The organism is Flavimarina sp. Hel_I_48, from assembly GCF_000733945.1.
Classification (GTDB): Bacteria; Bacteroidota; Bacteroidia; order Flavobacteriales; family Flavobacteriaceae; genus Leeuwenhoekiella.
Genome location: NZ_JPOL01000003.1, coordinates 36704 through 63070, shown reverse-complemented (window position 1 = coordinate 63070; position 26367 = coordinate 36704). Strand labels below are relative to the sequence as shown.

At 40.1% G+C, this 26367-nt stretch carries 22 protein-coding genes and 1 pseudogene; 16 read left to right on the top strand and 7 right to left on the bottom strand.

Features of this window, described 5'->3' with window-relative positions; translation table 11 throughout:
• Positions 1 to 7: 7 nt before the first annotated feature.
• From modA to P162_RS16140, 9 genes are all read left to right on the top strand, one after another.
• A complete protein-coding gene (gene modA, locus P162_RS16180) occupies positions 8 to 781 on the top strand; it encodes a molybdate ABC transporter substrate-binding protein (protein ID WP_031428880.1) in 774 nt (257 codons plus the stop codon).
• Positions 778 to 1179: a TOBE domain-containing protein gene (locus tag P162_RS16175; RefSeq protein ID WP_031428878.1), complete on the top strand. Its 402-nt coding sequence runs from the start codon at positions 778 to 780 to the stop codon at positions 1177 to 1179. The genes modA and P162_RS16175 overlap by 4 nt, the downstream gene beginning before the upstream one ends.
• Entirely contained in the window at positions 1176 to 1850 is a 675-nt protein-coding gene (gene modB, locus P162_RS16170; RefSeq protein WP_031428876.1) for a molybdate ABC transporter permease subunit, read from the top strand. The genes P162_RS16175 and modB overlap by 4 nt, the downstream gene beginning before the upstream one ends.
• A 9-nt stretch (positions 1851 to 1859) precedes the next feature.
• The gene (locus P162_RS16165) at positions 1860 to 2732 is read left to right on the top strand and encodes an ATP-binding cassette domain-containing protein (protein ID WP_031428875.1); all 873 of its coding nucleotides are present in this window, start codon (positions 1860 to 1862) and stop codon (positions 2730 to 2732) included.
• 85 nt (positions 2733 to 2817) lie between these two features.
• Positions 2818 to 5193: a TonB-dependent receptor gene (locus tag P162_RS16160; protein ID WP_031428873.1), complete on the top strand. Its 2376-nt coding sequence runs from the start codon at positions 2818 to 2820 to the stop codon at positions 5191 to 5193.
• Complete coding sequence (locus P162_RS16155) at positions 5193 to 5999, top strand: DUF4249 family protein (protein WP_031428871.1); 807 nt, start codon at positions 5193 to 5195, stop codon at positions 5997 to 5999. Before P162_RS16160 ends, P162_RS16155 begins: the two co-directional genes overlap by 1 nt.
• Positions 6000 to 6041: 42 nt before the next feature.
• Positions 6042 to 6866 carry an N-acetylmuramic acid 6-phosphate etherase gene (gene murQ, locus P162_RS16150; RefSeq protein ID WP_031428869.1) on the top strand — a complete coding sequence of 275 codons (825 nt, stop codon included), beginning with the start codon at positions 6042 to 6044 and terminating at the stop codon, positions 6864 to 6866.
• Entirely contained in the window at positions 6853 to 7077 is a 225-nt protein-coding gene (locus P162_RS16145) for a DUF6095 family protein (protein WP_031428868.1), read from the top strand. Before murQ ends, P162_RS16145 begins: the two co-directional genes overlap by 14 nt.
• 55 nt (positions 7078 to 7132) lie before the next feature.
• Positions 7133 to 7690: a hypothetical protein gene (locus P162_RS16140; RefSeq protein WP_031428866.1), complete on the top strand. Its 558-nt coding sequence runs from the start codon at positions 7133 to 7135 to the stop codon at positions 7688 to 7690.
• 335 nt (positions 7691 to 8025) lie between these two features.
• Here P162_RS16140 and P162_RS16135 read toward each other — a convergent pair whose 3' ends face one another.
• A complete protein-coding gene (locus P162_RS16135; RefSeq protein WP_031428864.1) occupies positions 8026 to 9339 on the bottom strand; it encodes a M24 family metallopeptidase in 1314 nt (437 codons plus the stop codon).
• 293 nt (positions 9340 to 9632) lie between these two features.
• Between P162_RS16135 and P162_RS16130 the strand changes: the two genes are divergently transcribed.
• Entirely contained in the window at positions 9633 to 10208 is a 576-nt protein-coding gene (locus P162_RS16130; protein WP_031428862.1) for a PepSY domain-containing protein, read from the top strand.
• A gap of 90 nt (positions 10209 to 10298) precedes the next feature.
• Here the strand turns inward: P162_RS16130 and P162_RS16125 are convergent, their stop codons facing one another.
• The 5 genes from P162_RS16125 to menA form a co-directional block, all read right to left on the bottom strand.
• The gene (locus tag P162_RS16125) at positions 10299 to 10775 is read right to left on the bottom strand and encodes a hypothetical protein (RefSeq protein ID WP_051908105.1); all 477 of its coding nucleotides are present in this window, start codon (positions 10773 to 10775) and stop codon (positions 10299 to 10301) included.
• A gap of 102 nt (positions 10776 to 10877) precedes the next feature.
• Positions 10878 to 11960, bottom strand: coding sequence for an AMP-binding protein (locus P162_RS16120; protein ID WP_031428859.1), 1083 nt, complete (start codon positions 11958 to 11960; stop codon positions 10878 to 10880).
• An 11-nt stretch (positions 11961 to 11971) separates the two neighbouring features.
• Positions 11972 to 12955 carry a CPBP family intramembrane glutamic endopeptidase gene (locus P162_RS16115; protein ID WP_031428858.1) on the bottom strand — a complete coding sequence of 328 codons (984 nt, stop codon included), beginning with the start codon at positions 12953 to 12955 and terminating at the stop codon, positions 11972 to 11974.
• A gap of 3 nt (positions 12956 to 12958) precedes the next feature.
• On the bottom strand, positions 12959 to 13993 hold the full coding sequence (gene menC, locus P162_RS16110) for an o-succinylbenzoate synthase (protein WP_031428857.1): 1035 nt from the start codon (positions 13991 to 13993) through the stop codon (positions 12959 to 12961).
• Positions 13994 to 14497: 504 nt separating this feature from the next.
• Positions 14498 to 15400: a 1,4-dihydroxy-2-naphthoate octaprenyltransferase gene (gene menA / locus P162_RS16105; RefSeq protein ID WP_031428856.1), complete on the bottom strand. Its 903-nt coding sequence runs from the start codon at positions 15398 to 15400 to the stop codon at positions 14498 to 14500.
• Positions 15401 to 15538: 138 nt separating this feature from the next.
• Between menA and P162_RS16100 the strand changes: the two genes are divergently transcribed.
• The 6 genes and pseudogenes from P162_RS16100 to P162_RS18090 form a co-directional block, all read left to right on the top strand.
• On the top strand, positions 15539 to 17206 hold the full coding sequence (locus tag P162_RS16100) for an alpha-amylase family glycosyl hydrolase (RefSeq protein WP_031428855.1): 1668 nt from the start codon (positions 15539 to 15541) through the stop codon (positions 17204 to 17206).
• Positions 17207 to 17271: 65 nt separating this feature from the next.
• Positions 17272 to 17436, top strand: a complete 165-nt coding sequence (locus P162_RS17770) for a hypothetical protein (protein ID WP_164076281.1) — start codon at positions 17272 to 17274, stop codon at positions 17434 to 17436.
• Between the two features lie 851 nt (positions 17437 to 18287).
• A complete protein-coding gene (locus P162_RS16090; protein ID WP_031428853.1) occupies positions 18288 to 19418 on the top strand; it encodes an epoxide hydrolase family protein in 1131 nt (376 codons plus the stop codon).
• A gap of 201 nt (positions 19419 to 19619) precedes the next feature.
• A complete protein-coding gene (locus P162_RS16085) occupies positions 19620 to 20174 on the top strand; it encodes a DUF6933 domain-containing protein (protein WP_031428852.1) in 555 nt (184 codons plus the stop codon).
• Positions 20175 to 21208: 1034 nt separating this feature from the next.
• Positions 21209 to 23356, top strand: a complete 2148-nt coding sequence (locus P162_RS16080; RefSeq protein ID WP_031428851.1) for a cation:proton antiporter — start codon at positions 21209 to 21211, stop codon at positions 23354 to 23356.
• Positions 23357 to 23796: 440 nt separating this feature from the next.
• Positions 23797 to 23859, top strand: a pseudogene (locus P162_RS18090) (hypothetical protein); the annotation flags it as partial.
• A gap of 318 nt (positions 23860 to 24177) precedes the next feature.
• Here P162_RS18090 and P162_RS16065 read toward each other — a convergent pair.
• The gene (locus P162_RS16065; protein WP_031428850.1) at positions 24178 to 26352 is read right to left on the bottom strand and encodes a xanthine dehydrogenase family protein molybdopterin-binding subunit; all 2175 of its coding nucleotides are present in this window, start codon (positions 26350 to 26352) and stop codon (positions 24178 to 24180) included.
• Between the last annotated feature and the right edge of the window lie 15 nt (positions 26353 to 26367).

Sequence of the window (26367 nt, the reverse complement as noted above, 5' to 3'; positions counted from 1 at the left end):
ACTAAGCATGCAAAGAAGAATTTTTAGCTGTTTTTGGCCATTTTTAGCCGTTTTTGGGTTGTTTTTAGGCTGCGCCGAAGAGCAAAATGAAAATCTGAGCATTGCCACCGCGGCCAATATGCAATACGCCATGCAGGAACTGATCAGTGAATTTTCGGCTAAAAGTAAAATAGGCTGCAACATGATCGTGAGCTCTTCCGGAAAGCTGACCAACCAGATCAAGGCGGGCGCACCTTATGACATTTTTGTTTCCGCAGATATGAAATATCCCGAAGAATTGTATAAAAGTGGCCTGACCTATGAAAAACCAAAAGTCTATGCGTATGGAGAATTGGTTTTGTGGACTCTCAATGACACGCTTTCACTTACTATGGAAGCGCTAAAACTTCCCGGGGTGAAACATATTGCGCTGGCAAATCCTAAAACCGCGCCTTACGGTGCAGCTGCCATAAAAACGCTTGATTATTATAAATTACGCGATGAGGTAAGTGATAAGTTGGTTTTTAGTGAAAGTATTGCCCAGACCAATCAGTTTATTACTTCAAAAGCTGCAGAAGTTGGCTTTACGGCAAAATCGGTGATTTTGTCTTCTGCCCTGAAAAATAAAGGTACTTTTTTAGCCATTAATGACAGCGCCTATAAGAAGTTAAGTCAAGGTATCGTACGTATAAAACGAGATGAAAAATCAGAAAAAGCATCACGGTCTTTTTATGATTTTATGTTTTCAGCGGAAGGGCAAAATATCCTAAAAAAACAGGGTTACACGACACCTTCTTTATGAATACGGTCAGGGCAAAAATAGTACAACTTGAATGTAGCGCCAGCATCACGCTGGTCACGCTGGAAACCGAAGCAAACATTTTGTTGCAACTGCTCGTCATTGATACGCCACAAACGGCCAGCTATTTGCAAAAAGGAAATACGGTACGTGCAATTTTTAAGGAAACCGAAGTCATTCTTGCGCTGCCAACTTCAAAAGATATCGCGATCCCAAATGCAATTCATGCAAAAATCAGTAAACTGGAACAGGACACTTTTTTGACGCGCGTTTACCTGGAAAGCGCCATGGGCGGACTTACGGCACTCGTACATTCAGAAACCTTCCGGAATTTGAAAATTGGTCTGGGCGATGAGGTTCTCGCACTGGTAAAAATGAACGAAATCATGCTTGCGCAATGATAAACTGGGATCCCTTGTTGCTAACATTTAAACTTGCGGGCTTCACGACCTGCTTGTTATTGATCATAGCCATCCCGCTAAGTTATTATCTGGCCTACTCCCGTTCCCGTATTAAACCTATACTGGAAACGCTGGTCAGTATGCCTCTCGTACTGCCGCCCACAGTGCTTGGTTTTTATCTTCTGGTCACCTTTAGCACCGGGCATCCCATAGGTCGGTTTTTTGATGATGCACTGGGAATTCGATTATTGTTTTCTTTTCCAGGGCTGGTAATTGGTTCGATTATTTATAGCCTTCCTTTTATGGTACAACCTCTTCAGGCTGGGTTTGCTGCTTTGCCCGTTTCGCTCAAAGAAGCCTCTTACGTCCTGGGGAAATCCAGCTTAACGACTATGATCCGGGTGCTGTTGCCCAATATGAAACCTGCCCTGCTCAGCGGTATTGTGCTCGCTTTTGCGCATACTGTGGGTGAATTTGGCGTTGTATTGATGATAGGCGGTAATATCCCCAACAGCACGCGTGTGGCTTCCATCGCCATTTATGACGAGGTGGAAGCGCTCAATTATGACGCTGCGAACACATATTCTCTTATACTTTTTGCCATAACCTTTTCCCTGCTATTATTGGTTTATCTTTTTAATGGAGGTTACTTTAAAAAAATTCTTCCTTAACGAAATAGTATGATCGAAATATCCCTGCGGAAAGCCTTGAATTTAGCAAAAGGCGCTAGTGTTTTAGAGGCAGACTTCAACCTGCAGCCTGAAATTGCGTACACACTGTATGGCGCTTCCGGAGCGGGAAAAACCTCTATTTTCAGAATGCTATCTGGCCTGATGAAACCAGATTGCGGGCGTATTACAGTTAATGGAACGATTTGGTACGATTCCGAAGAAAAAATAAATCTTAAACCACAACAGCGCAATGTGGGTTTTATGTTTCAGGATTATGCACTGTTTCCTAACATGAGCGTACGTGAAAACCTCAATTTTGCACTAAAAAAGGGTCAAAATAAGTCCATTATTGATCATTTAATGGAGATAATTGAACTTAACGAACTGCAGCACCGCAACCCGCAAGAACTTTCTGGGGGACAGCAACAGCGCGTTGCGCTGGCACGTGCACTGGTAAATAAACCTGAACTGGTTTTACTGGATGAGCCGCTGGCAGCACTTGACAAAACCATGCGTTTGACCTTGCAGCGCTATATAACCAAAGTACAGCAGGAATTTGGTTTTACGCTACTCTTGATAAGTCACGATGTGGGCGAAATCTTAAGGGTCTCGCAGCAACTTTTTGAGCTAAAAGATGGCCAGCTGCAACCGCCACGGGAACCGGCTTCTTTTTTTACAGGAAATGCGGTAAGCGGTAAATTTCAGTTTGAAGCCGAAATAATCAATAGTAGTAAAGAGGGTATTTTATTCATCCTAGACCTGCTAGTGGGCAACCGGCTCATAAAAGTGGTCGTACCGCCAGAAGTTGTGGCAGACCTACAACCGGGGGATCAGGTGATCGTTGCTTCTAAGGGATTTAATCCGCTTATTTACAAGATTTAAAGACAGATCGATTAAAGCTTTTTTAATTACTGTAGATTTCACTTCACGCTTAGGATTGCGTACTGTATTTTTAAACAAAAATATCTTGCCCCAAAAATTATATTCCCTACTTTTTCTTGCCTTTTTTGTTTCTGTAATCAGTTATGGGCAGGAACAATTTACGCTGAGCGGCACCATAAGTTCGGCAGATTCCAATGAGACGCTTATCGGTGTGAATGTGATTTTCCCTGAGTTGGCTAAAGGTGTCGTCACGAATGGCTATGGTTTTTATTCCATCACATTGCCCCGTGGGACGTACGATCTGCAAATCAGCTTCTTGGGATTCCAGAACATTTCCCAGACCTTGGAGCTCAATGCTGATAAGCGTATCGATTTTTCACTGGAAGAAGCCGCCGAAGCACTTGATGAAGTAGTCATCAAAGAAGATGTGGAACGGTTAAGCATCAGAAAGCCACAAATGAGCGTAAATGCGTTGAGCGCTTCAACCATTAAGCAGATTCCCGTCGTGCTGGGCGAGGCAGATGTATTAAAATCAATACTCTTATTGCCCGGGGTCACCAGCGGTGGCGAGGGCGCTTCTGGCTTTAATGTGCGCGGCGGAGCGGCAGATCAAAACCTGATTCTGCTTGACGAGGCCATTATTTTCAATTCTTCGCATTTGTTCGGTCTTTTTTCGGTTTTCAATCCTGATGCGATCAAAGATCTCAAATTGTACAAAGGTGGGATTCCCGCGAGTTACGGTGGACGAGTAAGTTCGGTACTTGACATTTATCAAAAGGAAGGAAACAGTAAAGAATTCCACGCAGAAGGTGGTATAGGAGCGGTTGCCAGCCGGCTGCTGGTAGAAGGACCTATTGTAAAGGACAAAGCCGCGTTTTTACTGGGCGGAAGGGCAAGTTATGCCCACCTTTTCCTTCCATTGTTCGACAATGATAATTCGGCTTACTTTTATGATTTAAATACCAAAGTCAATTATAAAGTAAACGACAACAACAACCTGTACCTTTCAGGCTATTTTGGTCGGGATGTTTTTGATATTAGCGAGCGCTTTGTAAACACTTATGGAAATACCACCTTGAACCTGAGATGGAACCATTTATTTTCAGACAAGATTTTCAGTAATCTTTCACTGATATATTCGGATTATTATTACGGACTTTTACTCGATTTCGTTGGGTTTAATTATGACTCTGGTATTCGCAATTTTAACCTGAAATATGATTTTCAGCATTATATAAAAGATAATTTTCGGCTGAATTATGGCATAAACAACGTCTATTATCGCTTTAATCCCGGATTTATCAAACCGAACAGGGCAGATTCTGGCATAATTGAAGAACAATTGACCCAGAAGTATGCAAATGAATTTTCTGTTTACGCGGAAGCTGAACACGATATTACTACTTCGCTCAGTTTGCGTTATGGATTGCGATTAAGCCATTTTACACGACTGGGACAGGATGAACTCAACAGTTACGCTAATGATAACCCCCTGAATTATAATGCCGCTCTGGGAATATATGAACCGGCGGAGCCCATCGCCACCTTAACCTATGATCGCAGTGATGCGATTGCAACCTTTACCAATTTTGAACCACGCTTTTCCCTTGCTTACGCTATTGACGATGATAAGAGTATTAAGGCAAGTTACAACCGCATGGCGCAATACCTACATTTGATCTCCAATACCAATTCCCCCACCCCTCTTGATGTGTATGCGCCCAGCGGAAAATACCTCAAACCGCAGCTGCTTGATCAATATGCCCTGGGCTACAATACAAACCTTAAAAATGGTCAATATTCTCTGGAAACCGAAGCTTTTTATAAAAAAGTGGACAACCGCCTGGATTATAGAAATGGGGCGCAGCTTATAGCCACCCGCGCGGTTGAACGTGAAGTTCTTGCGGGGGAATCACAAGCCTACGGCCTGGAAATCCTATTTAAAAAAAATGAAGGTGCCTTTACCGGTTGGTTGGCCTACACCCTATCCCGTAGCGAGCAGCGCACCCCGGGCAGAACGCCACAGGAAATTGGGATCAATAATGGAGCCTGGTATCCCACGGCCTATGATAAGACGCATGATTTGAGTCTTTATATAAACTACGAACACAGTTCAAAATGGAACTTCAACGCCAATTTTCTCTACCAGACGGGGCAGCCTACCAATTATCCCGTAAATCAGTCGCAATTTCAGGGACTCGTGATTCCAAATTTTGGTCCCCGTAACGGGCAGCGCCTTCCTGCGTATAACAGACTGGATGTAGCCGCAACACTCAAACCCGAAAATAACAAAAACCGAAAATTTAAAACTGAATGGGTTTTTAGTATCTATAATCTTTACAATAAAAAAAATGCGGCTTCGAATAACTTTGAACGAAATGAAGACACCGGAGTCAATGAGGCCATTCGCACTTCTATTTTTGGCGTTATTCCGTCAGTAACCCTTAATTTTAAATTCTGATGAAAAAATTACGCGATATAATAGTACTAGTTGCTCTGGGCTGCACCTTATTTTCCTGCCAGGATGTAATTGATGTTGACCTGCCAGAAAGCGAGCCACGCCTGGTCGTTGATGCACTTATCAAGGTGCCAGATAGGGAGCAATATTTTCCTGTGGCTGTGCGGTTAACTACTACTGCGCCCTTTGATACACAAGATGTTCCTCAGGTTACAGGAGCTCAGATCACTGTTGAAGCTGCAGGTAGAACCTATTTTGTAGACGAAAAAGCGCCAGGTTTTTATAGTGGCGAACTTCCAAAAGAAGTCATTACAACAGAAAATTTAGAACTTATTATCGAGTATAATGGGGAGCGTTATGCGGCCACTTCAAAAATGCAGCATACCGTGCCCATAGATAGCCTTAGCCAGGGCACGGGAACACTCTTTTCTGGTGATGAAACCGAAATCATTGTAAGCTACACAGATCCTGCCCCCACTACCGATTATTATCTTTTTGATCTGGACTTTAACTTTTACCTGCTCAGTGATGACCGCTTCTATCAGGGAAATAGTTTTAGCTTTTCTTATTTTTACGATGATTTGGAACCAGGTTCAGTCTTAGTTATTAGCATACTTGGGGTAGACAAACCTTTTTACGATTATATGAGTATTCTCATAGCGCAATCTGGTCAGGACGCCGGGGGCCCTTTTCAGGCTCCACCAGCAGAAGCGCGTGGCAATATTATCAATACGACCAACCCAGAGAATTATCCGTTGGGCTATTTTGCGATTGCGCAACAATACAGCGCCACCATTACCACGGAATAAGCAAACTTGACGAAGGATTACTGAAAAAAGAATTTTATCATTATGAAATTTATAAAGACAACCGAACAGGATTCAAACCACGACCATCTCGAGAAGATGAACATTTTGCAACTCCTTGAAAAAATTAACAGTGAAGATCAAACAGTGCCACAGGCAGTACAAAAAGCGCTGCCCCAGATAGAAAAACTGGTAGAAATCGTGGTAAAACAAATGAAAAACGGTGGCCGACTTTTCTATATGGGTGCAGGAACGAGTGGCCGTTTAGGGATTCTTGATGCTTCGGAATGTCCTCCTACTTTTGGAGTTCCGCACGATTGGGTACTGGGATTGATCGCCGGTGGTGATAAAGCCATACGCAAAGCGGTAGAATTTGCCGAAGACAGCACGACCCAGGGTTGGGCAGATCTTCAGGAATATGATATAAGTGAAAATGATTTTGTCATAGGTATCGCGGCTTCTGGCACTACGCCCTATGTTATAGGCGCCCTGGAAGCCTGTAATTCAAACGAAATTCCAACTGGTTGCATCGTCTGTAATGCAGGAAGTCCTGTGGCGCAAACAGCAAAATATCCTATCGAAGTGGTGGTAGGACCAGAATTTGTAACCGGTAGCTCCCGTATGAAAGCGGGTACGGCTCAAAAACTGGTACTCAATATGATCTCTACAACTGCGATGATACAACTGGGCAAGGTCAAAGGAAATAAAATGGTAGACATGCAGCTTAGCAATACCAAGCTGGTGGATCGTGGGGAACGCATGCTCATGAAAGAACTGAATATCCCGCAAAGCGAAGCTAAAACGCTTCTGGAGAAGCATAAAAATGTTAGAAATGCACTAAAAGCAGCCACAAAAGATGGGAACAGATAAAGAAAAACTTTTAAAAGGCCTGCAAACCCTGGCCATGTGTTTACTGTTTGTATTACTGGGACCCGGACTCCTTTATCAGGCATTTAGCAATAAGGATCATCCCCTGTTTCTGGTCGTGCTAATTGTTGGAATTATCTGCTTTATCGCGGCCATTTACTTTGGTTTTAAAGGGATTTCGAAGGTTATGAAGGCTGTTTTTGGGGAGCGCTGATTTAAAGCTTTAAAATAAAAATTATCAAATGAAACAATCTCTCAAAATTTAAAATGTGGTAGTAAAATGCAACGGTATCAACATTCAAAATTTTAAGATATCACCCTTTGAATTAATTGAAGGTGAAATTTTAGGTATATGTATTGATGGCGGTAATCATTTTCAAAATTTGGAAAGGGAACTTATTAATATTCTAACACAACAAAAAATAAATCCTGCTGTTCAAATCAAAAAAGGGTTTTTGTTTGCAGACCGTTTCGAGGAAGGTAAATTTAAATCGATTTTCGCACCTACGACCGTAAAACAATATCTAAAAAGGAATGGGGGAAATATAAGTAATAAATCTTTTTTTAATGATAGTGATATAACTAATTCTCAAAGACTGATCAAAAATTTACCTATTTACTCAAGGAAACTCTTAGAAATTTCAGCTGTTTTTAATAAAACTAATTATATTATTTTTGATTTATTAGGACAAAACCCAAATAATGCCTCACAAATTTTAAAACATGTCAAAAATAAAATTAAAGCAGGTGGTGCAGCAATTTTGATAGATAATTCTGAGTATTCGCCAATTGAGTGTACAAATTATGTCAGAGCTGAGATCGCATAATTGATTTCGAAGCTTTTTATTTATTTTAGAGTCATAAGACCTGCAAAACTATGCCTTGAGTTTGTAAAAGTGCGTTTGTGCATCCCTCCTTTGATTTAAATTCAAATTTTGCGTTAGGGATTGAAGTGAAAATCCTTTTTGTAAGGCACGGGCAAAAAGATTGCAACGTAAAGCCCGACCCATAGGGAAACGCCCAAAAGAAAAATAATAAGAAAACCAAAGAATGATTCAGAATCCAAAGAAAAATAGTGTTTAATACCCGTTTATTTTTATACTGTAATGCTTTCCAGGTGTTCAAATAATAGTTCTAACTGCTGTTAAAACATTACTTCAACTCAATCCACGAGCAACAAGTCCTCTTGCCTTCCGCTGACATAATTAAACCCTTTTTTGCCCCAGAAACCGTCTTCTTCCAGCATGATGCGAATGTCTTTTTTCCATTCCGGAAGGTTTATGGTTGTATTTAATTCTATGGCGTACACGGTGTTTTCATAGAGTTTATAATCACCTGTTCCCGGCACACCGTCCTGACTGTCCCACATGCCAATCGTAGGACCTGCCGAATGCCCGTAAAGACCTAAAGGATGTGTATAAATAGACGGTTGCAGGCCTTCGGCTTTCGCTTTTTCAAGCGAAGCTGCTAAAATCTCATTTCCAGTTTTTCCGGTTGAAAAATTTGAGGTCAAAATGTCCTGTAATTTATTCCCTTTATCAAAAGCATCCTGCAAAAATTGTGGTGCTTCGGTCTCATTTTCCTTTAAAACATAGGCATGCTGCTGGCAGTCTGTATTCAGTCTTAAATAAGTAATCCCAAAATCACAGTGGAGCAAATCCCCAGGCTGAATGATTTTATCGCCATATCCACTGGAAAATGAAGTAATATGACTCGCCAGTTCTTCATCTGTACGCTGAATATCTACAGTGGGATGAAACCAGGTTTCCAGTCCGCGGTCAGTAAGCTGCTGGCGCAGGTACCAGACCACATCGTCTGTCGTAGTCTCCCCGGGCGTAATCACCGCGCTGCTGAAGGCTTTTTTTATAATACTGTGCGTAAGGTCAACAAGTTCACCATACAAGCGCATTTCAAGCGGGGAACGGGTTTCTATCCAACCAATGGCCAGTTTTTCGGCTGAAACCACGCGCTCCTGATCTGCTGGGGGAATAGCATTCATAAAGGCGTCGTAATCTGTTTTCACAATACCATCGGCAATTCCAAAATCTTCGGAATAATTGAGGCCTATTTTCTTAGGATCCCTTTTTTCAATAAGTTCAGCGAGCGCCTTCCACTGGTCGGGTTGCTTTTCTTTATCCCAAACCGATTTGATATTATCACCAATATCATAGCGGGCAATGGCCATCTTTTCCAGTTTATTTTTGGCCTCGTCCCAGTAAAAAACCAAAATGGTGCGCCTTCTCGCATTGAGCCATTCTGCCGGCAACATCGTGCGCATTACGGGATCTTCATTATATTCACGGGAAATGATTACCCACATATCTATACCGGTGCGGTACATCATGTTAGGAAGTACGGTCTCAAAACGTTCTTTGAGTACCTGATCTACCAGGGTGGCGCGCTTCCGTTCCGGAAGGATTTGTGAATTCAAATTGTAAGCGACAAAAAGTAACAGGAAAGTAAGCGTACGAATCATAAAGTAGTATTAAAACGCTTAAAACTACCTAAAATTGGTCTAAAACAAGCGATCTACAGCATATATTGTTCATTGATTTTTAGAAAAAATTTGCAAAATCTGCTACCTGTCCCCCTCTCTGTAAAGAATAAGAAGAAATCCAATACTTTTATAGGTTGTTTAAAGTTGGAAGTTATTATTTCACTATGCATAAGTCAGACCACAATTTTTTCTATTTTTGAGCCTTTGCGGAATAATGCATTTCGTGCTACCTGTTTTAAAGAATCCCAACGAGCATTTCAGAACCTATTGATATGACGGAACCAACTTCTAGAAAAAAACAAGCTAAGTTTTTGAGGACAACGCGCAAGGTTCATCGTATCATGGGTATTTTGCTTTTTGTCTTTTTTATCGTCATTTCGGTATCTGGCATATTGCTGGGATGGAAAAAACATAGCAACGGTGTATTATTGCCCGCCACGACAAAAGGAACATCTACTGAATTAGCAGAATGGTTACCCCTCCAGGAGTTGGAGGAAAGAGCTTTTCAGGTTCTTCATGATTCTGTGGACGATAATTTATCGCTTAGTCTGGATCGCATTGATGTACGTAAGGAAAAAGGGATCGTCAAGTTTATTTTTGCCGAACATCTCAATAGTATTCAACTGGACGGCGCCACGGGAAAGGTTTTACAAATAGGTATCCGCCGTTCTGATTTTATTGAAAGAGTACATGATGGCTCTATTTTAGACGATTATTTCAACATCTCAAACGGTTTTATCAAAGTAACCTACACCACTATGATGGGTATTGCCCTCCTCCTCTTTTCCCTTACCGGTTTCTGGCTATGGTATGGCCCAAAACGTATGAAGAACGCAGCCAGAAATTAAAAAAATTCATTTTTTTTTGCAAAAAATGAATTTTAAAAGCTGCTATCAGCAAATATAAATCTTGTAAAAACGCTCAAAAACGCTTTGTTTTTATTCGTTTTCCCTGGCTTTTTTACGTTTTTTGACCGCTTTGGGGCTAAAATCCATCGCTACCAGTTTTTCAACATCTTCTTTACTCAGTATACCGGTCAGGCTTGCTTTGAGATCTTTCTGCTCGCTTTCATAGCTTTTGCGCATACTTTCCGCATCCATCGTTTTATCCTTTTGAAGCGCAATAAGAGTGGCATAATAATCTTCAAGAATGTTGCGCAATACTTCCAGTTTAAACGCATCAAGATTGAATTCAGCTTGATAATCTGGCAGGCGCTCCTCAACAATATCAGAAGGTTTTACCTCTTCCGGTTCTGCCTGGGTGGGACCCGCACTTGGTATGGAAGATCGTTGACTTCCATAGCCTCCCCTACCGTAACCGTTGCCATAACCACCACGGCCGTAACCGCCGTACTGCGCCTGTAATTCACTAATGGCCAGCACACTGAATAGTATTAAAACTAAGTATTTTTTCATCGTTGGTTTATTTTGTTGCAATATTAAGAATTCAAGTTCTTTATAATTCTTCTTTGAGGGAACAAATTTTATACCGCTATTTGCAATATGCTAAAATTCAGCCTATTTGGAAGTTGCGGCGCTGTTCAGTTTTTTCAACGTGGCTCCCCTTCTCAGCTTTCCATTCCCGGTGCGTTCAAAATTAGGGATAAAATAAACGGCTTTGGGAATCTCATATTTATCCAGCATGGCAAAATCAAGGGCTACACCGTCAATGGCCTCACTTTCAATAACCAGGATCAATTTTTCCCCCAGCGCAATGTCAGGCTCGCCGGCCAGGAAAAAAGGGACTTCTATCTGTGGCGAAAGTTTTGTCTCAATATGCTCTGGATATAGTTTTATGCCCCCGCTGTTCACCACATTATCAATGCGCCCCAGCAAAAGGAATTTCTTATAGGAAAGGAGTTCTACCACATCATTTGTGATCACGGGATCTGTACTCACTTTGGGTGCTTTTATGACCAGGCAACCCCGCGAATCACTGGCAAAACTAACATTTTTCAAAGCCTTGAACGGCCTAACGGAATTACTGTTCTCATTATTGGCATTGACCCGGCGTATGGCTATATGGGAAATAGTTTCGGTCATGCCGTAGGTCTCAAATATTTTTGTATCAATGTCCTGAACCTTATTTTTAAGCGCTTCGGAAAATACACCGCCTCCTATGATCAGTTTTGACACTAAATGCAATCTGTTGATGCTGTTATCCAGCTGAAATGGGATCATGGCACAAAAGTCATATCGCTTAAAAACGGCATCCAGCGGATTGGATTTTGGCGGTACCAGATCAATTTTCCATCCTAGAACCATTGCCCGCACAAGCATCATTTTACCGCCAATGTAGCGGGAAGGCAAGCAAAGTAACGCAGTTGTTTTTTCGGGAAGTTTAAGGCGTTTGGCAGTGGCCTTCGCACTGTTTACCATATGCTTTTTGAGCAGACGTATTTCTTTGGGATTTCCGGTAGAACCGGAAGTATTTACAAGCACATATTTTTTATCGTCAAGCCAGGACAATAAGAAATGACCAACTTCTTCCTCGTGTTGCTCACCGGTTTCTACGAAATCAACGGCAACTTTTTTAAGTTCTGAAACCTTGAGCGGGTTTCCATTTAGATGAAAATCGGGGTGTACTCTTAATTTTGCCATCCCTCCTATTTTTATTCGGTGATCAATGGATCTGCATTGTTATTTACCGGTTCTTCTACATTGCCCAGCAATTTCTCGCGCCAGCCCGTCCATTTATAACGGTATGCTAATATACTTAAGAAAATAGGATAAATAATGAGAACCGGGATAAGAATATCAAAACCAGCAGAAGGAACTGAGATATCTTTTAAGATAGATTCTGTTTGAAATGCCGTCCAGTCCGCAGTTACAAGCAGCGCTGCAATTAGGTTATTACCCGCGTGAAAACCCAGGGAAAGTTCCATACCCTCATCCATTAAGGTCATGATGCCCAGTAGAAAACCCGTACCTATATAGTAGACCATGATGATATAGCCCAGCTTGGCTACTTCAGGATTAAAAAGGTGCATTCCGCCAAATATCACCGAAGTCATCAGCAATGGAAACCATTTGTTCTTTGCCAAAATCCCAAATCCCTGCATTAAATATCCCCTGAATATATATTCTTCCAGACTGGTCTGTATAGGGATCAAAAGGATGGCAATAACGCATAAAATGAGAAAGGGAACCAACTGAAAGTTGAGCTGATAATCTTCTGGACTGAAATAATAATCAATAGCGGTGGTAACAATCGTGAAAACCGCAATCATACCAAAGGCAAAAAAAGCGCGCCCCCAGTCAAATTTGGGACGCGTGGTGGTAACATCCATCAATTTTAAATGGTGAAAATGTTTTATCACCAGAAGCAGCGCGCAAAAACCAAGGGCAAAACTGGATAGCAACAAGAGCAGGGTCACGTTAGAATCAAAAACGTGCATAAAATCCGTTTCGGAAAATGAACTTAATTTTGAAAGGTTCTGAGGGTCCCAATTTCCATTTTCGTTAAAACCAACTTTTACTGCAATTGCCACGACAAAAAACAGTTGGCCTATAACTGCCGCACCACCTATGACCAAAGACCCGATAAGGTATCTCCAGAATTCGTTTTTCCCCCTATAAGCCTGCGCTATGAACATAAATTAAAATTGAAAGGACCAGGATGCCTGCGCATCGTAAAAAAGCTGGCCATTGTTGATAGTTAAAGGCGAAGATACGTTATTTGCAAACAACCCGCCGGTGCCCAATCCCTGCGGGATCGTGGTTTTTTTAGTATGTGTAAACTGCGCGATGGCGTTAAGTCCCATATTACTTTCAAGCGCAGATGTGATCCACCAACCTATGCCCAGATCTTCGGCGATGGAGATCCATTCTTCGCTACCGCGAAAACCACCAATTAAACTCGGTTTTAGGATGATATATTGCGGTTTTATACACTCTAACAAAGCCTTTTTCTCAGTAAATTCTGTAATGCCTATAAGTTCCTCGTCTAGGGCAATGGGAAGTGGCGTATGCTTACAAAGCTGCGCCATCGCTTCGATCTGTTTTTGTTTTATAGGTTGTTCTATGGAATGCAATCCTAAATCTGCCAAGATTTTTAGTTTTTGAAGCGCATTTTCTGGGGCAAAAGCGCCATTTGCATCAACACGCAGGGTGATTTTTTCCGTGGAAAACTGATTGCGGATGCCTTTCAGTAAATCTATTTCGGCATCAAAGTCAATGGCGCCTATTTTCATTTTTATACAATCAAAACCAGCAGCCAGCTTTTCGGTGATCTGTTCCTGCATAAAAGCAGATTCTCCCATCCATATGAGTCCGTTGATGGCAATCCCCTCTTCCCCTCGCGTAAATGCTGAGGGAAATAAAACAAAAGGATTGTCAGCTTCCAGCGATAAAAAAGCCATTTCCAGACCAAATTGAATACTGGGGAAATCGGTCAATTCTGAATATAAATCGGTTAAACCGCGGTCTATATGTGTACAGGCCCAGGAAAGTTTTTCCTCATAATCTGGCCGGTCATCCATACTGAGTCCGCGTAAAATCCCGCATTCTCCGTATCCCGTTTTACCATTTTCCTCGATCTTGATAAACCAGGTTTCCTTTTGGGTAAGAACCCCACGTGAGGTTCCGCTGGGACGTTTAAAATCGAGAATGTATTTTTTATAGGAAGCTTTCAAAACCATTAATTTTTATACTATTTTTTATACCTCACCAGGCTTACTATATCACCCTATTTAAATACGCTGCTGTTTGGGACGTTTCCCTACGGGTCGGGCTTTACGCTGCAATCTCTAATGCGATTATTTATTTTATTTTGAGGGATGTTTTGGGCGTTTCCCTACGGGCCGGGCTTTACGTTGCAATCTTTTTACTCGTGCCTCACAAAAAGGCTTCCTCCCGGTAAGGGCAGAAAATTCTCTTCAATCCCTAACGCAAGATTTGATTCAAATCATAGTTTTTAGTTTTATACTGCCCTAATTTCAGCTTATTCTATTTAAGTCTTTGGTACGCTAAGAAACAGATTAAGCGCATTCAATCTACTCAAAATCATGCTAAAAACTAACAATGGAAAGACAAATACGATTGTACAATATTTAATTTCTATCTAATTGATATTGAAATGCTTACCATTATTTTTCAATATACATGCTACATTTTACATTATACCATTTTTACGCTTTTTAAAAGAGATAGCCCAAAGCAAATAGCACCGAAAAGAAAAAAGTAGTCAGGGCAACTTTTTTAAGTTCGGGATCCAATAATGCGGGGCTCTCATTTTTGATCACCGTACTCGAATGCAAGGCAAAAGGAATAAAAACGATACATGAAATACCGGCCCAGAACCAATCCTTTGAAATCAAAAAATAGAGCAAAACAGCCAAAAAACCGATCAAAATTAGCGAAATATGATAGATTTTTGCCTTTTTCTCCCCTAAATAAACGGCCAGTGTATTTTTATTGGCGCGCGCATCTGGAATACGATCGCGCATATTATTTAGATTGAGCACCGCAGTGCTCCACAAACCAATGGCGATCGCCGGTAAAAAAACGAGTCCGTTCAACTGTTCCACGTAAAGAAAATAACTTCCGACAACGGCAAGCAAGCCAAAAAACAAAAAGACAAAAATATCCCCAAGCCCGCGATAGCCATACGCACTACGCCCCACCGTATATTTTACCGCGGCCAGAATCGCACCGATGCCCAAAACAAAAAAGATGAGCGAAACCAGAAAGTTTTTACTGCCAAAAGCGGTATATATAAGGGCCAGCGCAAGCAATAAAGTGACCAGAATGGTAAAAATCATACCGCGTTTAAGATCGGTAGCGGTAAGAAGTCCGCTCTGCATCGCGCGCATGGGGCCTACGCGCTCGTGATTATCAGTACCTTTTACCCCGTCGCCATAATCATTTGCAAAGTTGGAAAGTATTTGAAAACCCAGGGTTGTCAGCAACGCCAGGATACCTATATCCCATTGAAAAAAACCGGCCGCCTGTGCCATTGCGCTACCGGTTATGATCCCGGACACGGAAAGCGGAAGTGTGCGCAGGCGCGCCGCGGAAATCCATGCTTTTACTTTTATCATGCTCCTTTATAAGTGGCAAAAGTACGGTTAACGCCCAGAATAAAAAAGGTCACGTGGGCGTGTTGTAAGTGAAATTTGTGAGAAAAAGATTATTTTCGGACAAAATAAAATTCCGAAGAAAAATTAAACCTATAGCACATGTGCAAACTATTTAAAATCATCCTGATCACCGGTATTTTTGCCCTTGGCGGATGCAAAACACAAACCAAAGAGACACCACAACAAACAGAATTCAAAACCGAAACCCCTTTTGTATGGGAGGGCGCAAACGTTTACTTTCTTCTTACAGACCGCTTTAACAATGGCGATACCACAAACGATCTTAACTTTGAACGTGACCAGGAAACCGCAGTACTTCGGGATTTTAAAGGAGGCGATATTAAAGGGATCACCGCTAAAATAGAAGAAGGTTATTTTGACAAGCTGGGCATCAATGCATTATGGTTCACGCCGGTAGTAGAGCAAATTCACGGCGCGGTAGACGAAGGGACGGGCAATACCTATGCCTATCACGGCTACTGGGCAAAAGACTGGACCGCGCTGGACCCCAACTTTGGCACCTTCGCAGCGCTTGAAGAATTGGTTCAAACAGCGCACGATCACGGGATACGTATAGTCATGGATGTGGTGCTCAACCATACGGGACCCGTAACCGAAAAAGATCCTTTCTGGGGTGAAAACTGGGCCCGGCAGCAACCGCAATGTACTTATGAAAGCTACGAATCTACGGTAGCATGTACCCTTGTGGCAAACCTTCCCGATATTAAAACTGATAGCGAAGAAGAAGTTGAAATTCCGGCTTTTTTAGCCGAAAAATGGCAAAAAGAAGGCCGTTTTAAACAGGAAATGGAAGAATTAAACACGTTTTTTTCCAGCAGCGGACTCAAAAAAACACCTACGAATTACCTTGTCAAATGGTTGACCGATTATGTGCGTGAACTGGGAATTGATGCCTACCGCGTGGATACCGCAAAGCATGTCAATGAAGGCGCATGGAGCGTTCTTAAACAACAGGCGGCGGTCGCATTTGCAGACTGGAAAAAGGCAAATGCAGCAAAAGTGCTTGACGACAACGACTTTTTTATGCTTGGCGAAGTCTATAATTATAGTATTGATGGCGGGCGGGAATTCAATTTTGGCGAGGTCGCGGTAGATTATTATGCGCACGGTTTTGACGACCTGATCAACTTTCAGTTTAAATATGATGCGCAGGGCGATTATGAGACCCTGTTTGCAAAATATGATTCCATCCTGCACAGCAGTTTAAAAGGGAAAAGCGTGCTCAACTACGCAACCTCCCACGATGACGGGGACCCTTTTGACAAAAACCGTGAAAAACCCTATGAAACCGGGACAAAATTATTGTTGACCCCAGGGCTTTCACAGGTTTATTACGGCGACGAGACTGCACGTAACCTTAGCATTGCAGGCACGGAAGGTGATGCCACATTGCGCTCTTTTATGAATTGGGATGCGATAGATGCTACCGCTACGCGAAACATTTTAGAGCACTGGCAGAAGTTGGGCAGCTTTAGAAAAAACCACCCCGCAATTGGCGCCGGAAGGCACAAAATGATCACACAGCAGCCGTATGTTTTTCACCGTAGCTTTTTAAAGGATAACTATACAGACGATGTGCTCGTGGGACTGGATTTGCCAAAAGGCGAAAAAACGCTAAAAACGGCCACAGTTTTTCCAGAAGGAACGAAACTAAGGGATACCTATAGCGGCGCAGAAACGGTTGTAAAAGATCAGAAAATCACCTTAAATACGCCAAATACGCTTGTTTTACTTGAAAAAATATAATTGTAAATAATCTTAAAGCCGAAGCGCTCTGCAGTTTTTGGCTTATCTTCAAATAAAAAAACACTATGCAAAGTAACACACCAGATTCTGAAGTACGCGAACTCCTTAAAAAGTACGAAAATTTAAAGCAAGAAGCAGAAGACCTGAAAGAAAGCGATCCCGAAAAAAGTGAACAAAAAAAATGGGATGCCACCCAGGTTGCCCGGGAGATCGAGAAATCAAGGGGATAAAAGGTAGTTTATAAAATGGCTAAGGGTAAGGTTACTCTTAGCCATTTTTTAGCAAATATTTAAGTAGCGTATGGAATTAAATCTAACCAAAGAACAATCAATTAAATTTGACAAGTTGTTAGTCAAAATAAATGAATATAAGGAATTGTGGAAAGTGAAATTCCAGAACATTTATTTGATAATAAAAAGGAATTGATCTTTGCACTTAATAAGTCTAAAAAAATTACAGATAGCTTTGGAATCGCTCTTATCGGTCTTTATCCTGGCCAGTTTTATTTGTATAAAATGCCTGACCGCCAAAGGGTTCAGCACAAATACGGTAATTTCAGTTTTATAAGGAAACTGTGCTAGTCAATAGTGATAATAACTGATAGCTTCCATAACTACCAGAAAATCTAAAGCTATTGTCTTAACAAATAAATTAAATCCCTGCTCCTCTTTTTAAATTGAGAATGACCGCAAACATTACCATAAACATCAAAGAAATCCGTACTGATATCAACTCCAAAAGTTTCTTTATATATATTCATAACAACTGCTTTTGAGAAAGAGTAAGCTACTTTGATCACAACAACACATCGACAATCTCAGCGCAGGCTTAAAAACGAGGTCTAGGCCTCACAGAACTGAACGTGCTAAGAGTAATAAAAAGAGAGAGGGGGTTATCAATGCCTGGACTGGGCGGAGTCTAATGTGTTGATGAAGTCTAACGCTTCAACGTATATATTAACCTTAATCCTCTTTTTGTTCTTCCTGATTTATATCTAAATTTAAAGAGCATCGAACTTAAGCAGTATATAGCAAATACGTTAACTGCCATCATAAGACAGAATTCAACATCTAAATTAAAAATGATAAAGCCTTTTGTAGCAAATATTTCTGAAGAAATTCTTGATGACTTAAAGAATAAAATTAAGAATACTCGTTGGCCAGACGAAATATCCAACTCCAATTGGAGTTATGGAACGAGTCTTTCATTTATGAAAAAATTATCCGGTCATTGGCTAAACAGTTTCGATTGGAGAGAAGTTGAGGCAGAAATAAATTCCTTTCCAAATTTTATTGCAACTATTGACAATCACGATATTCATTTTATGCATATAAAAGGAAAAGGGGAAAAATCTATTCCTTTAATTATTACACATGGATGGCCAGGATCATTTTTGGAAATGATGAAACTAATACCTTTATTAACAGAGGACCAAGATGTTTCTTTTGATTTGGTTATTCCGTCAATAATTGGTTTTGGCTATTCAAGCCCAAGTAAAGTTGAAGGTTGTAATTCTGCACTTGTTGCCGATATATGGCATAAATTAATGACAGAATTGGGATACAAGGAATATGGAACACAAGGTGGAGATATTGGTTCAGGAATAAGCACTTGGCTATCTTTAAAATATCCTAAAAATGTACTTGGCCTGCACTTAAACTATATTTCTGGTTCTTATAAGCCGTACTTAAAGGATGGAGAACAACTAACTGAAGAAGTTGTAACATTTCAAAAATTTGCTTTGGACTGGGCTTCAAAAGAAGGTGCATATTCTTATATTCAAAGCTCAAAACCTTTGACTCTGGCTTACGGATTAAATGATTCGCCAATTGGACTGTGTGCTTGGATTATAGAAAAATTCAATACGTGGAGTGAAAATAACGGTAACATTAATTCTATTTTCACTAATGATGAATTGCTTGCAAACGTAACGCTTTATTGGATTACACAAAGTATTCATTCGTCAATCCGAATGTATAATGAAAACAGTAAACTTCCCTTGAAATTTGGTAAGACCGATTTTATTAAAGTTCCTGTCGGATTCGCCAAATTCCCAAAAGAATTGCCTACACCACCACGTTCATACATCGAAAAAAGTTTCAATATCACCCATTGGACGGAAATGCCTGCTGGTGGACATTTTGCAGCAATGGAGCAACCAGATTTATTAGCAAAAGATATAAAGGATTTTTTTAAAGAATTAGCTATTTAAAAAAACTATATATTAAAAAAAAGAAAAAACGGCGGTTAACATAGTATAAATGAATTGCTAGTGCAGGCCTAGCTTACAATAATCCCATCGAATTTTTTATCTGGTGTGGTTTTGCTAAACTAGTTGCTGACACTCGCGACTAATCTTATACCAGAAGTTGTAAGTAAGCTACTAAAAACACGCATAAAACCAACATACTGAATGAATTGCACTCAAATATATACAACTCGAAAACTTGAAAAAACGATACAAAAATCGATTGTCAAAAAAAGTGAAGCCGATAATAAAATCCTGGGCGAATGGGTTGCAACCATTTTTTATGTGGACAGAAAAAAATGCTGGCTGATAGTAAACAAACTGACCAAATATTTGCTGATATTGCCAGACATAAAAACATTTGATTTGAATAATATCTCACGAATATTTACAGAAACTCTTCATTCCCAATTAAATAGTGATGGAATTGAAATTGATTACGAAAATTTGAGTGCGTTAATTGGAGAAATAAAACTGTGCGAAACAAATAATGACCGAAGTGCGAATGGTTCTCTGAATAATTGTATGTTTAGCATTGAGCAATGGAAAATTGATTACGGAAGTTTTGAAAATTTGCCTTTCCGAAAAATAAATAGCGGATTGAACAGTTCACCAAACCAAATGTTAAAATGGAAATACCCAAAGGAAGTAATGAACGAAACGATAAAAGCCTACGTACAGCAAAGAACTGAGGTAAAAACTAACTCTTTTCAACATTAAATCTGAGACCTATTTGTCCGTTGCTAAAATCTACAATTCCAGATATTAGCTGTTACATTTATTCCACTTTTGACCTACCCTTTTAACAAAACAGACACGTGGTTTTCATCGTAGGGCAAACCGGATTTCAAAATCGCTAATGCCTGTTTCAAGAGCTATTGACCACTAAGATCAATGACAGTTTCTTGCACATGCTTTTAATTACAATCCGTTCATGAAAATTATGGCAAGCCTTGCTATACTGGTAGGAATTGAACGCACATAAAAGCAAAATATTTCTGAGCTATTTATTACAGCCTTACTTTCGGCCATTTTTCACTCGCTAGAAGAAGATTTATTCCACTCCTGCCTTTAAAGTACTCCAGATTCCCTTATGATTATTTCTACATAACTGCAAAACTTTAAGGTCCCCTCTAACTTGGTAAACCCATCTTTATTAATTTTAAAAATAAAGCTATCTTCATTATCCCAGGTATATTCACCAATAATATTAATTATACCGTCAAACCTACAATTTTTCAAAATTTTGTATTGCCTATAAAATTAAATAGCTCAAAGCAAAAGAAAAAAGGTAGGGGCAAACTAAATGAGGGTAAAAGCTACAACACAAGATCAAAGAATTCGAGATTATTAAGAAGGTTCCCCTCTCAACCAGATTTGCAATACGGTAACCCTACCTCTACCCACTTGGCCGAAACAAACGGGATCAACGTCAGTTTTAAATAATAATACTATCCCTGTAACAACGCTTATCTACGGAATATGCAAACAGAAACCCTGATGCGACTCTACAATTGTAAACCTCATCCTAGTTCAGAAGGGCTACAAGCCAATCACAATCTATAATTAAAACGCATGTGTTTAAGCCTTAAATTTAAAATAGATTGCCCTAACATTAATTAAAACCAGAAGTAAATACCGTACAGAAAAATACCGATATTAGTAGCTCAGTAGCGTAACGTAGTAGACCTAAATGGTCAACCTATTTTAGCACTGGACAGAAGCCGATACGGTAGATTTAAAAGCGAAAAATAATGATACTATCAAGCGTATTAGAAACAACCTTACCCCTTACTAATCCGGTAGTGAAATTCCTTTTGATATTGGTAATCATTCTATTCGCCCCTATCCTTCTAAATAAAATAAAAATCCCTCATCTTCTAGGACTTATAATAGCAGGCGCGATTATAGGACCTAATGGAATCAATCTAATGGAGAGAGACAGTGGTATCATCCTTTCAGGAACAGCGGGGCTTCTATACATAATGTTTCTTGCAGGTTTGGAAATTGACCTGGTAGACTTTAAGAAAAATAGTAAAAAAAGTCTGGTATTTGGCTTATATACATTCCTGATCCCAATGACCATGGGAATAATAACAGGATTGTATGTTTTAAAATTTTCCTTACCAACATCGGTTTTATTGGCAAGTATGTTTGCTTCTCACACACTAATTGCGTACCCATTAATTAGTAAAATGGGCGTGGCAAAAAACAAAGCCGTCAATATAACTGTGGGCGGAACAATGATAACGGATACTTTAGCCCTATTGGTTCTTGCAGTTATCGTAGGAATGACAACTGGGGAGGTTAATACTGCATTTTGGATACGATTGTCTGTTTCTATTCTTGTTTTTGGATTGATTGTAATGTTGATATTCCCCATTATCGGTCGTTGGTTTTTTAAGCGGTTTGACGACAATGTTTCTCAATACATTTTTGTTTTGGTAATGGTTTTTCTTGGCGCAGTTCTCGCAGAACTGGCAGGTATTGAAGCAATCATTGGAGCGTTTTTATCTGGATTGGCCCTTAACCGATTGATTCCGCATACGTCACCCCTGATGAACAGAATTGAATTTGTAGGCAACGCTATTTTTATTCCGTTCTTTCTTATAGGTGTAGGTATGCTCATTAATTACCGGGTATTTTTCAAGGATTTTGAAACAATAAAGGTCGCATCGGTAATGATTTTTGTCGCAACCACAGCAAAATTTCTTGCAGCCTGGTTGACTCAAAAGACGTATAAGTTTTCAGTGGACGAGCGAAGATTAATTTTTGGTTTAAGTAATGCGCAAGCAGCCGCAACCCTGGCAGCGGTTTTAATTGGTTACAACATTACTGTTGGACAAACTGAAACGGGAGAACCTATCCGATTGCTAAATGAAAGCATTTTGAACGGAACTATTTTGATGATACTTTTCACCTGTACTATCGCCTCCTTTGTTGCTCAAAAAGGAGCAACAAATATTGCACATCTGGAAAACTCAGACACAACAACTGATACGGAAAAAAGTCAGGAAAAAATTTTAATTCCAATAAGCAACATTGAAACAACAGATGAACTCATCAATTTGGGAGTTACCATTAAATCAAAGAAGAATAAAGATGGTTTGCTTGCTTTAAGTATTGTTGATAACAATAAAATGGATGGATCGTCAGAAAAACAAGCAAGAAAAATTCTAATTAAAGCAGCGGTAACCGCTTCGGCAACAGATAATTTGATACAACAGGTACTACGTTACGACCTCAATATTGTGAATGGCATAACCAGTGTGGCCAAAGAACATAATATCACAGATTTAATATTGGGACTTCATGTAAACAAAGGAATTTCAGATTCTTTTTTAGGAAATTTAACTGAAGGCATTTTGACAAAATGCAATACTACAAGCTTGATATATAAACCTGCCCAACCTTTCTCGACCATTAAAAGGCACATTATCATTGTACCTGAAAATGCAGAGAATGAAATAGGCTTTCCATTTTGGATAATAAAAGTTTGGAACATAGCCCGAAATTCAGGCGCTAAACTAATTTTTTATGCAGCTCAGGAAACCCTGAATCTTATACAGGAAATTCAAACTAAACACCCGATAGCCTGTGAATTTAGAAACTTTAATAATTGGGATCACTTTTTAACACTCGCAGGAAATTTTCATCAGGATGACAATTTGATAATTGTTTTGAGTAGAAAAGATAAACCATCATTCCATAGCAATATGACAAAAATCCCTTCCTACCTAAACGAGTATTTTAAAGACACGAGTTACATATTGATTTATCCCATGCAATCTGGAGTTGCGGACAGTTCACAAATTAATTTGAAAAACCCAACATTTATTGAACCTCTTGAAAAACTTGACGATATGCGAAAAACAGTTGCAAGACTATTTAGAAATAAATAAAGCCCAGATACTCAACATTTTTTTAGATAAAAGCGACATAACCGGTAACACTATTACTAGCCTGCGAGAAAACATTGCTGAAAGAAACTAAAAATTTTAAGTTTTAAATCTCCGGAATTTTCTACCGCTTGTCATTGTTTACTAGTTTAGTTTCTGACAACGTATTTGCTCATACGCCAACCAATAAAAGCATAATAGCAATGGAAAGCATAAAATATTATATTGACTACATCGCAAGGATGATGGAAGCTATTAGAATTTTGACCATTTTTTTGACTCCATTTTTTCCGTTTTAAAATTTATTGTTTTTTTAAGAAGTAAAAATAATGCTATGTATGTAGAACTTCGTCAAGCTGTGTTCAAGTCTATACTGCTAGGATTAGATATATTAATCGCAGCAGATAATGGCCACTGTGGTTAAAGAACACTCTTAAAAATCTGTCGCTATTTTAGGTTTGATAGTATTGATAAGGACTTTTTTAAGCCTTTCGCTTCAGGCATAAATAATTATTAAAAAAAAACAGACGAAATGTCAATAAAACAAGAATCACGATTAAAAGTGAATGCAAAATGTTAGTGAAGCTGTAGAAAAGACAATACATTTAATGAGGCAAAAAGTGAAAGTGGACATGTCAGCGAAACAATAAAATCACTTAGGGTTAATATTTTAAACATCAGCGAGCTAATTTTGCATTCTATGAAACCTAAATTGTAGAATTTGGCCTCAGAAAACGGAGCATTTACACACCAAAACGCCTCTAAGGGAATAAAAAAAGGCCTAAATTCTAAGAATTTAGGCCTTTTTTGGATAAAATTTAAATCTAGACCGCTACGCTTTCATCTATAGCTATCATTTTTGCCGGTGTTACTGGCAGGTTTCTAGCTCGTTTTCCAGTAGCATTAAAAATAGCATTTGTAATTGCAGCAGCAACACTGGAAATACCAAGTTCACCGATACCTTTAACCCCCATCCTATTAATATGCTCATCTTTTTCAGGAATAAAATGCAAATCAATTTTACCTATGTCCAGATTAACGGGAACATGATAATCGGCCAGCGTTCGCGTTACATAACTTCCATAACGCTCATCCAGTAAAGTCTCTTCGGTCATCGCCTGGCCGAGACCAAAAATGATCCCACCCAAAACCTGCGAACGGGCTGTTTTTTGATTCAGTACCGTTCCTACTGCAGCAGTAGAAAGTACGTGCGGTATTTTTACGATACCCAACTTTTCATCTACCCAAACTTCCACAAAGTGAGCCCCAAAACTATAATGAGAATAGTTAGAGGCATCATCATCTGCCATAGCGGTCGCCACAGCTTTGTAAGTATCCAACTTAGCCGCATCAAGCAGATCTCCTATACTGATTTCCTGATCAGTTGCGATACCGGCTTTTTCCTTAAGGTCTTTGATAACTTTTTCGCAAACCGCATCAGCTGCACTTGAGAATGTTCCTGCACCCCATGAACCTCCAGAACCCGGAGTTTTCGGTAAGCTGGAATCACCTATATGCACTTCTACCTGATCAACGGGAATCCCTAAAGTATTGGCTGCGGTCTGTGCTATGATCGTGTAACTACCAGTACCTATATCAGTAGCGGCCATTTCTACCGTTGCTGTTACTTCATCCCCTTTTTTGTTCAATATTAGTCGGGAAGAAGCTTGTTGATATGGAGCACCACGAGAGGCTCCCGCCATACCATACCCTATGAGCCAGTTACCGTCAGGATTGCTTCTGGGCTCTTGTTTTCTACGTTCCCAACCGAATTTCTCTGCACCTACTTTCATACATTCTATCAGAGACCTGGAAGACCACGGCTTATCTGTATGTGGGTCTTTTTCTGGTTCGTTTTTGATACGAAACTCTATAGGGTCCATATTTAATTTATGGGCCATTTCATCCATGGCAGATTCCAGGGCAAAACTACCGGGAGCTTCTCCCGGCGCACGCATGGACGAAGGCACCTGAATATTGGTATCATATACACGGTGTGTGACCAGTGTGTTGGGCACTGCATACATGGATCTGCTATAATATCCTGATTTTTCCACGTAAAGTTCATCTACGGCAGTATGGCTCACAACTTCATGGGCCAGCGCCGTTAACCTTGCTGAGTCATTTGCCCCCAGGCGGATATGTTGTCTGTTGTGCTGTCTCATCCCGGCATTTGTCTGCATCATTTGACGGGTAATTGCTGTTTTTACCGGTTTATCAAGCATTTTTGCCGCTAGGATAGTAAGCATTACATGTTCCCAGGCTCTCAATTTAGATCCAAAACCGCCACCTATAAACGTAGCGATAACTTTAATGTCTTCCTTCGGCATACTAAATACCTCAGCAACGGCATCTATGGTGCGGTAAAGCATCTGGGATGTATCATATATAGTAAGTTTTTCGCCTTCAAAAACCGCAATTGTGGCATGCGGCTCCATAGGATTGTGAACTTCTATTGGAGTATTGTAAACCTCATCAACCATTGTGGTGGCCTCATTGATACCCTGCTCCAGACTACCTCGTGAAGTGTCTATTCCTGACGGTCTTCCCGGATCTGGTTTGTAAGCCTTATTTCTATTTTCCTCAAAGCTGATCACAGGTTTTTCTTCATTATAGGTAACCTCGATCATTCGGGAAGCGGCACGCGCCTGTTCAAAGGTTTCTGCAACTACGATCCCTATATACTGACCATAACTTTTAATAACATTGTCCTGTAAAACTTTTCGGGTTCCTTCGCTTATTTTGCCCGAGTCATTTTTCTTGTCTTCCCCAAGATCCAATGCATTTTTATAGGTTATAATTTTAACGACACCTTCAGAAGCTTCCGCTTTTTCGGTATCAATTGTTGCGATACTTCCTTTGGAAATGGTACTGCGCACAGGAAAACCATAAAGGGCGTTGGGAATTGGAAATTCTGCCGAGTATTTGGCCTTTCCGGTTACTTTTAGATAACCCTCTATCCTACTCTCTGGAGAACCTAATAATTTATAATCTTTCATTTCTAATATTTTATT

What these genes read in the sequence shown, in the direction of transcription:
- murQ (WP_031428869.1), top strand. Translation starts at nt 6,042, where the DNA reads ATGAAATTTATAAAGACAACCGAACAGGATTCAAACCACGACCATCTC.
- P162_RS16115 (WP_031428858.1), bottom strand. Translation starts at nt 12,955, where the DNA reads ATGTTCATAGCGCAGGCTTATAGGGGGAAAAACGAATTCTGGAGATAC.
- P162_RS16145 (WP_031428868.1), top strand. Translation starts at nt 6,853, where the DNA reads ATGGGAACAGATAAAGAAAAACTTTTAAAAGGCCTGCAAACCCTGGCC.
- P162_RS16175 (WP_031428878.1), top strand. Translation starts at nt 778, where the DNA reads ATGAATACGGTCAGGGCAAAAATAGTACAACTTGAATGTAGCGCCAGC.
- P162_RS16090 (WP_031428853.1), top strand. Translation starts at nt 18,288, where the DNA reads ATGATAAAGCCTTTTGTAGCAAATATTTCTGAAGAAATTCTTGATGAC.
- P162_RS16155 (WP_031428871.1), top strand. Translation starts at nt 5,193, where the DNA reads ATGAAAAAATTACGCGATATAATAGTACTAGTTGCTCTGGGCTGCACC.
- P162_RS16130 (WP_031428862.1), top strand. Translation starts at nt 9,633, where the DNA reads ATGACGGAACCAACTTCTAGAAAAAAACAAGCTAAGTTTTTGAGGACA.
- P162_RS16125 (WP_051908105.1), bottom strand. Translation starts at nt 10,775, where the DNA reads ATGAAAAAATACTTAGTTTTAATACTATTCAGTGTGCTGGCCATTAGT.
- P162_RS16100 (WP_031428855.1), top strand. Translation starts at nt 15,539, where the DNA reads ATGTGCAAACTATTTAAAATCATCCTGATCACCGGTATTTTTGCCCTT.
- modB (WP_031428876.1), top strand. Translation starts at nt 1,176, where the DNA reads ATGATAAACTGGGATCCCTTGTTGCTAACATTTAAACTTGCGGGCTTC.
- P162_RS16085 (WP_031428852.1), top strand. Translation starts at nt 19,620, where the DNA reads ATGAATTGCACTCAAATATATACAACTCGAAAACTTGAAAAAACGATA.
- P162_RS16135 (WP_031428864.1), bottom strand. Translation starts at nt 9,339, where the DNA reads ATGATTCGTACGCTTACTTTCCTGTTACTTTTTGTCGCTTACAATTTG.
- modA (WP_031428880.1), top strand. Translation starts at nt 8, where the DNA reads ATGCAAAGAAGAATTTTTAGCTGTTTTTGGCCATTTTTAGCCGTTTTT.
- menA (WP_031428856.1), bottom strand. Translation starts at nt 15,400, where the DNA reads ATGATAAAAGTAAAAGCATGGATTTCCGCGGCGCGCCTGCGCACACTT.
- P162_RS16165 (WP_031428875.1), top strand. Translation starts at nt 1,860, where the DNA reads ATGATCGAAATATCCCTGCGGAAAGCCTTGAATTTAGCAAAAGGCGCT.
- P162_RS16080 (WP_031428851.1), top strand. Translation starts at nt 21,209, where the DNA reads ATGATACTATCAAGCGTATTAGAAACAACCTTACCCCTTACTAATCCG.
- P162_RS16120 (WP_031428859.1), bottom strand. Translation starts at nt 11,960, where the DNA reads ATGGCAAAATTAAGAGTACACCCCGATTTTCATCTAAATGGAAACCCG.
- P162_RS17770 (WP_164076281.1), top strand. Translation starts at nt 17,272, where the DNA reads ATGCAAAGTAACACACCAGATTCTGAAGTACGCGAACTCCTTAAAAAG.
- P162_RS16065 (WP_031428850.1), bottom strand. Translation starts at nt 26,352, where the DNA reads ATGAAAGATTATAAATTATTAGGTTCTCCAGAGAGTAGGATAGAGGGT.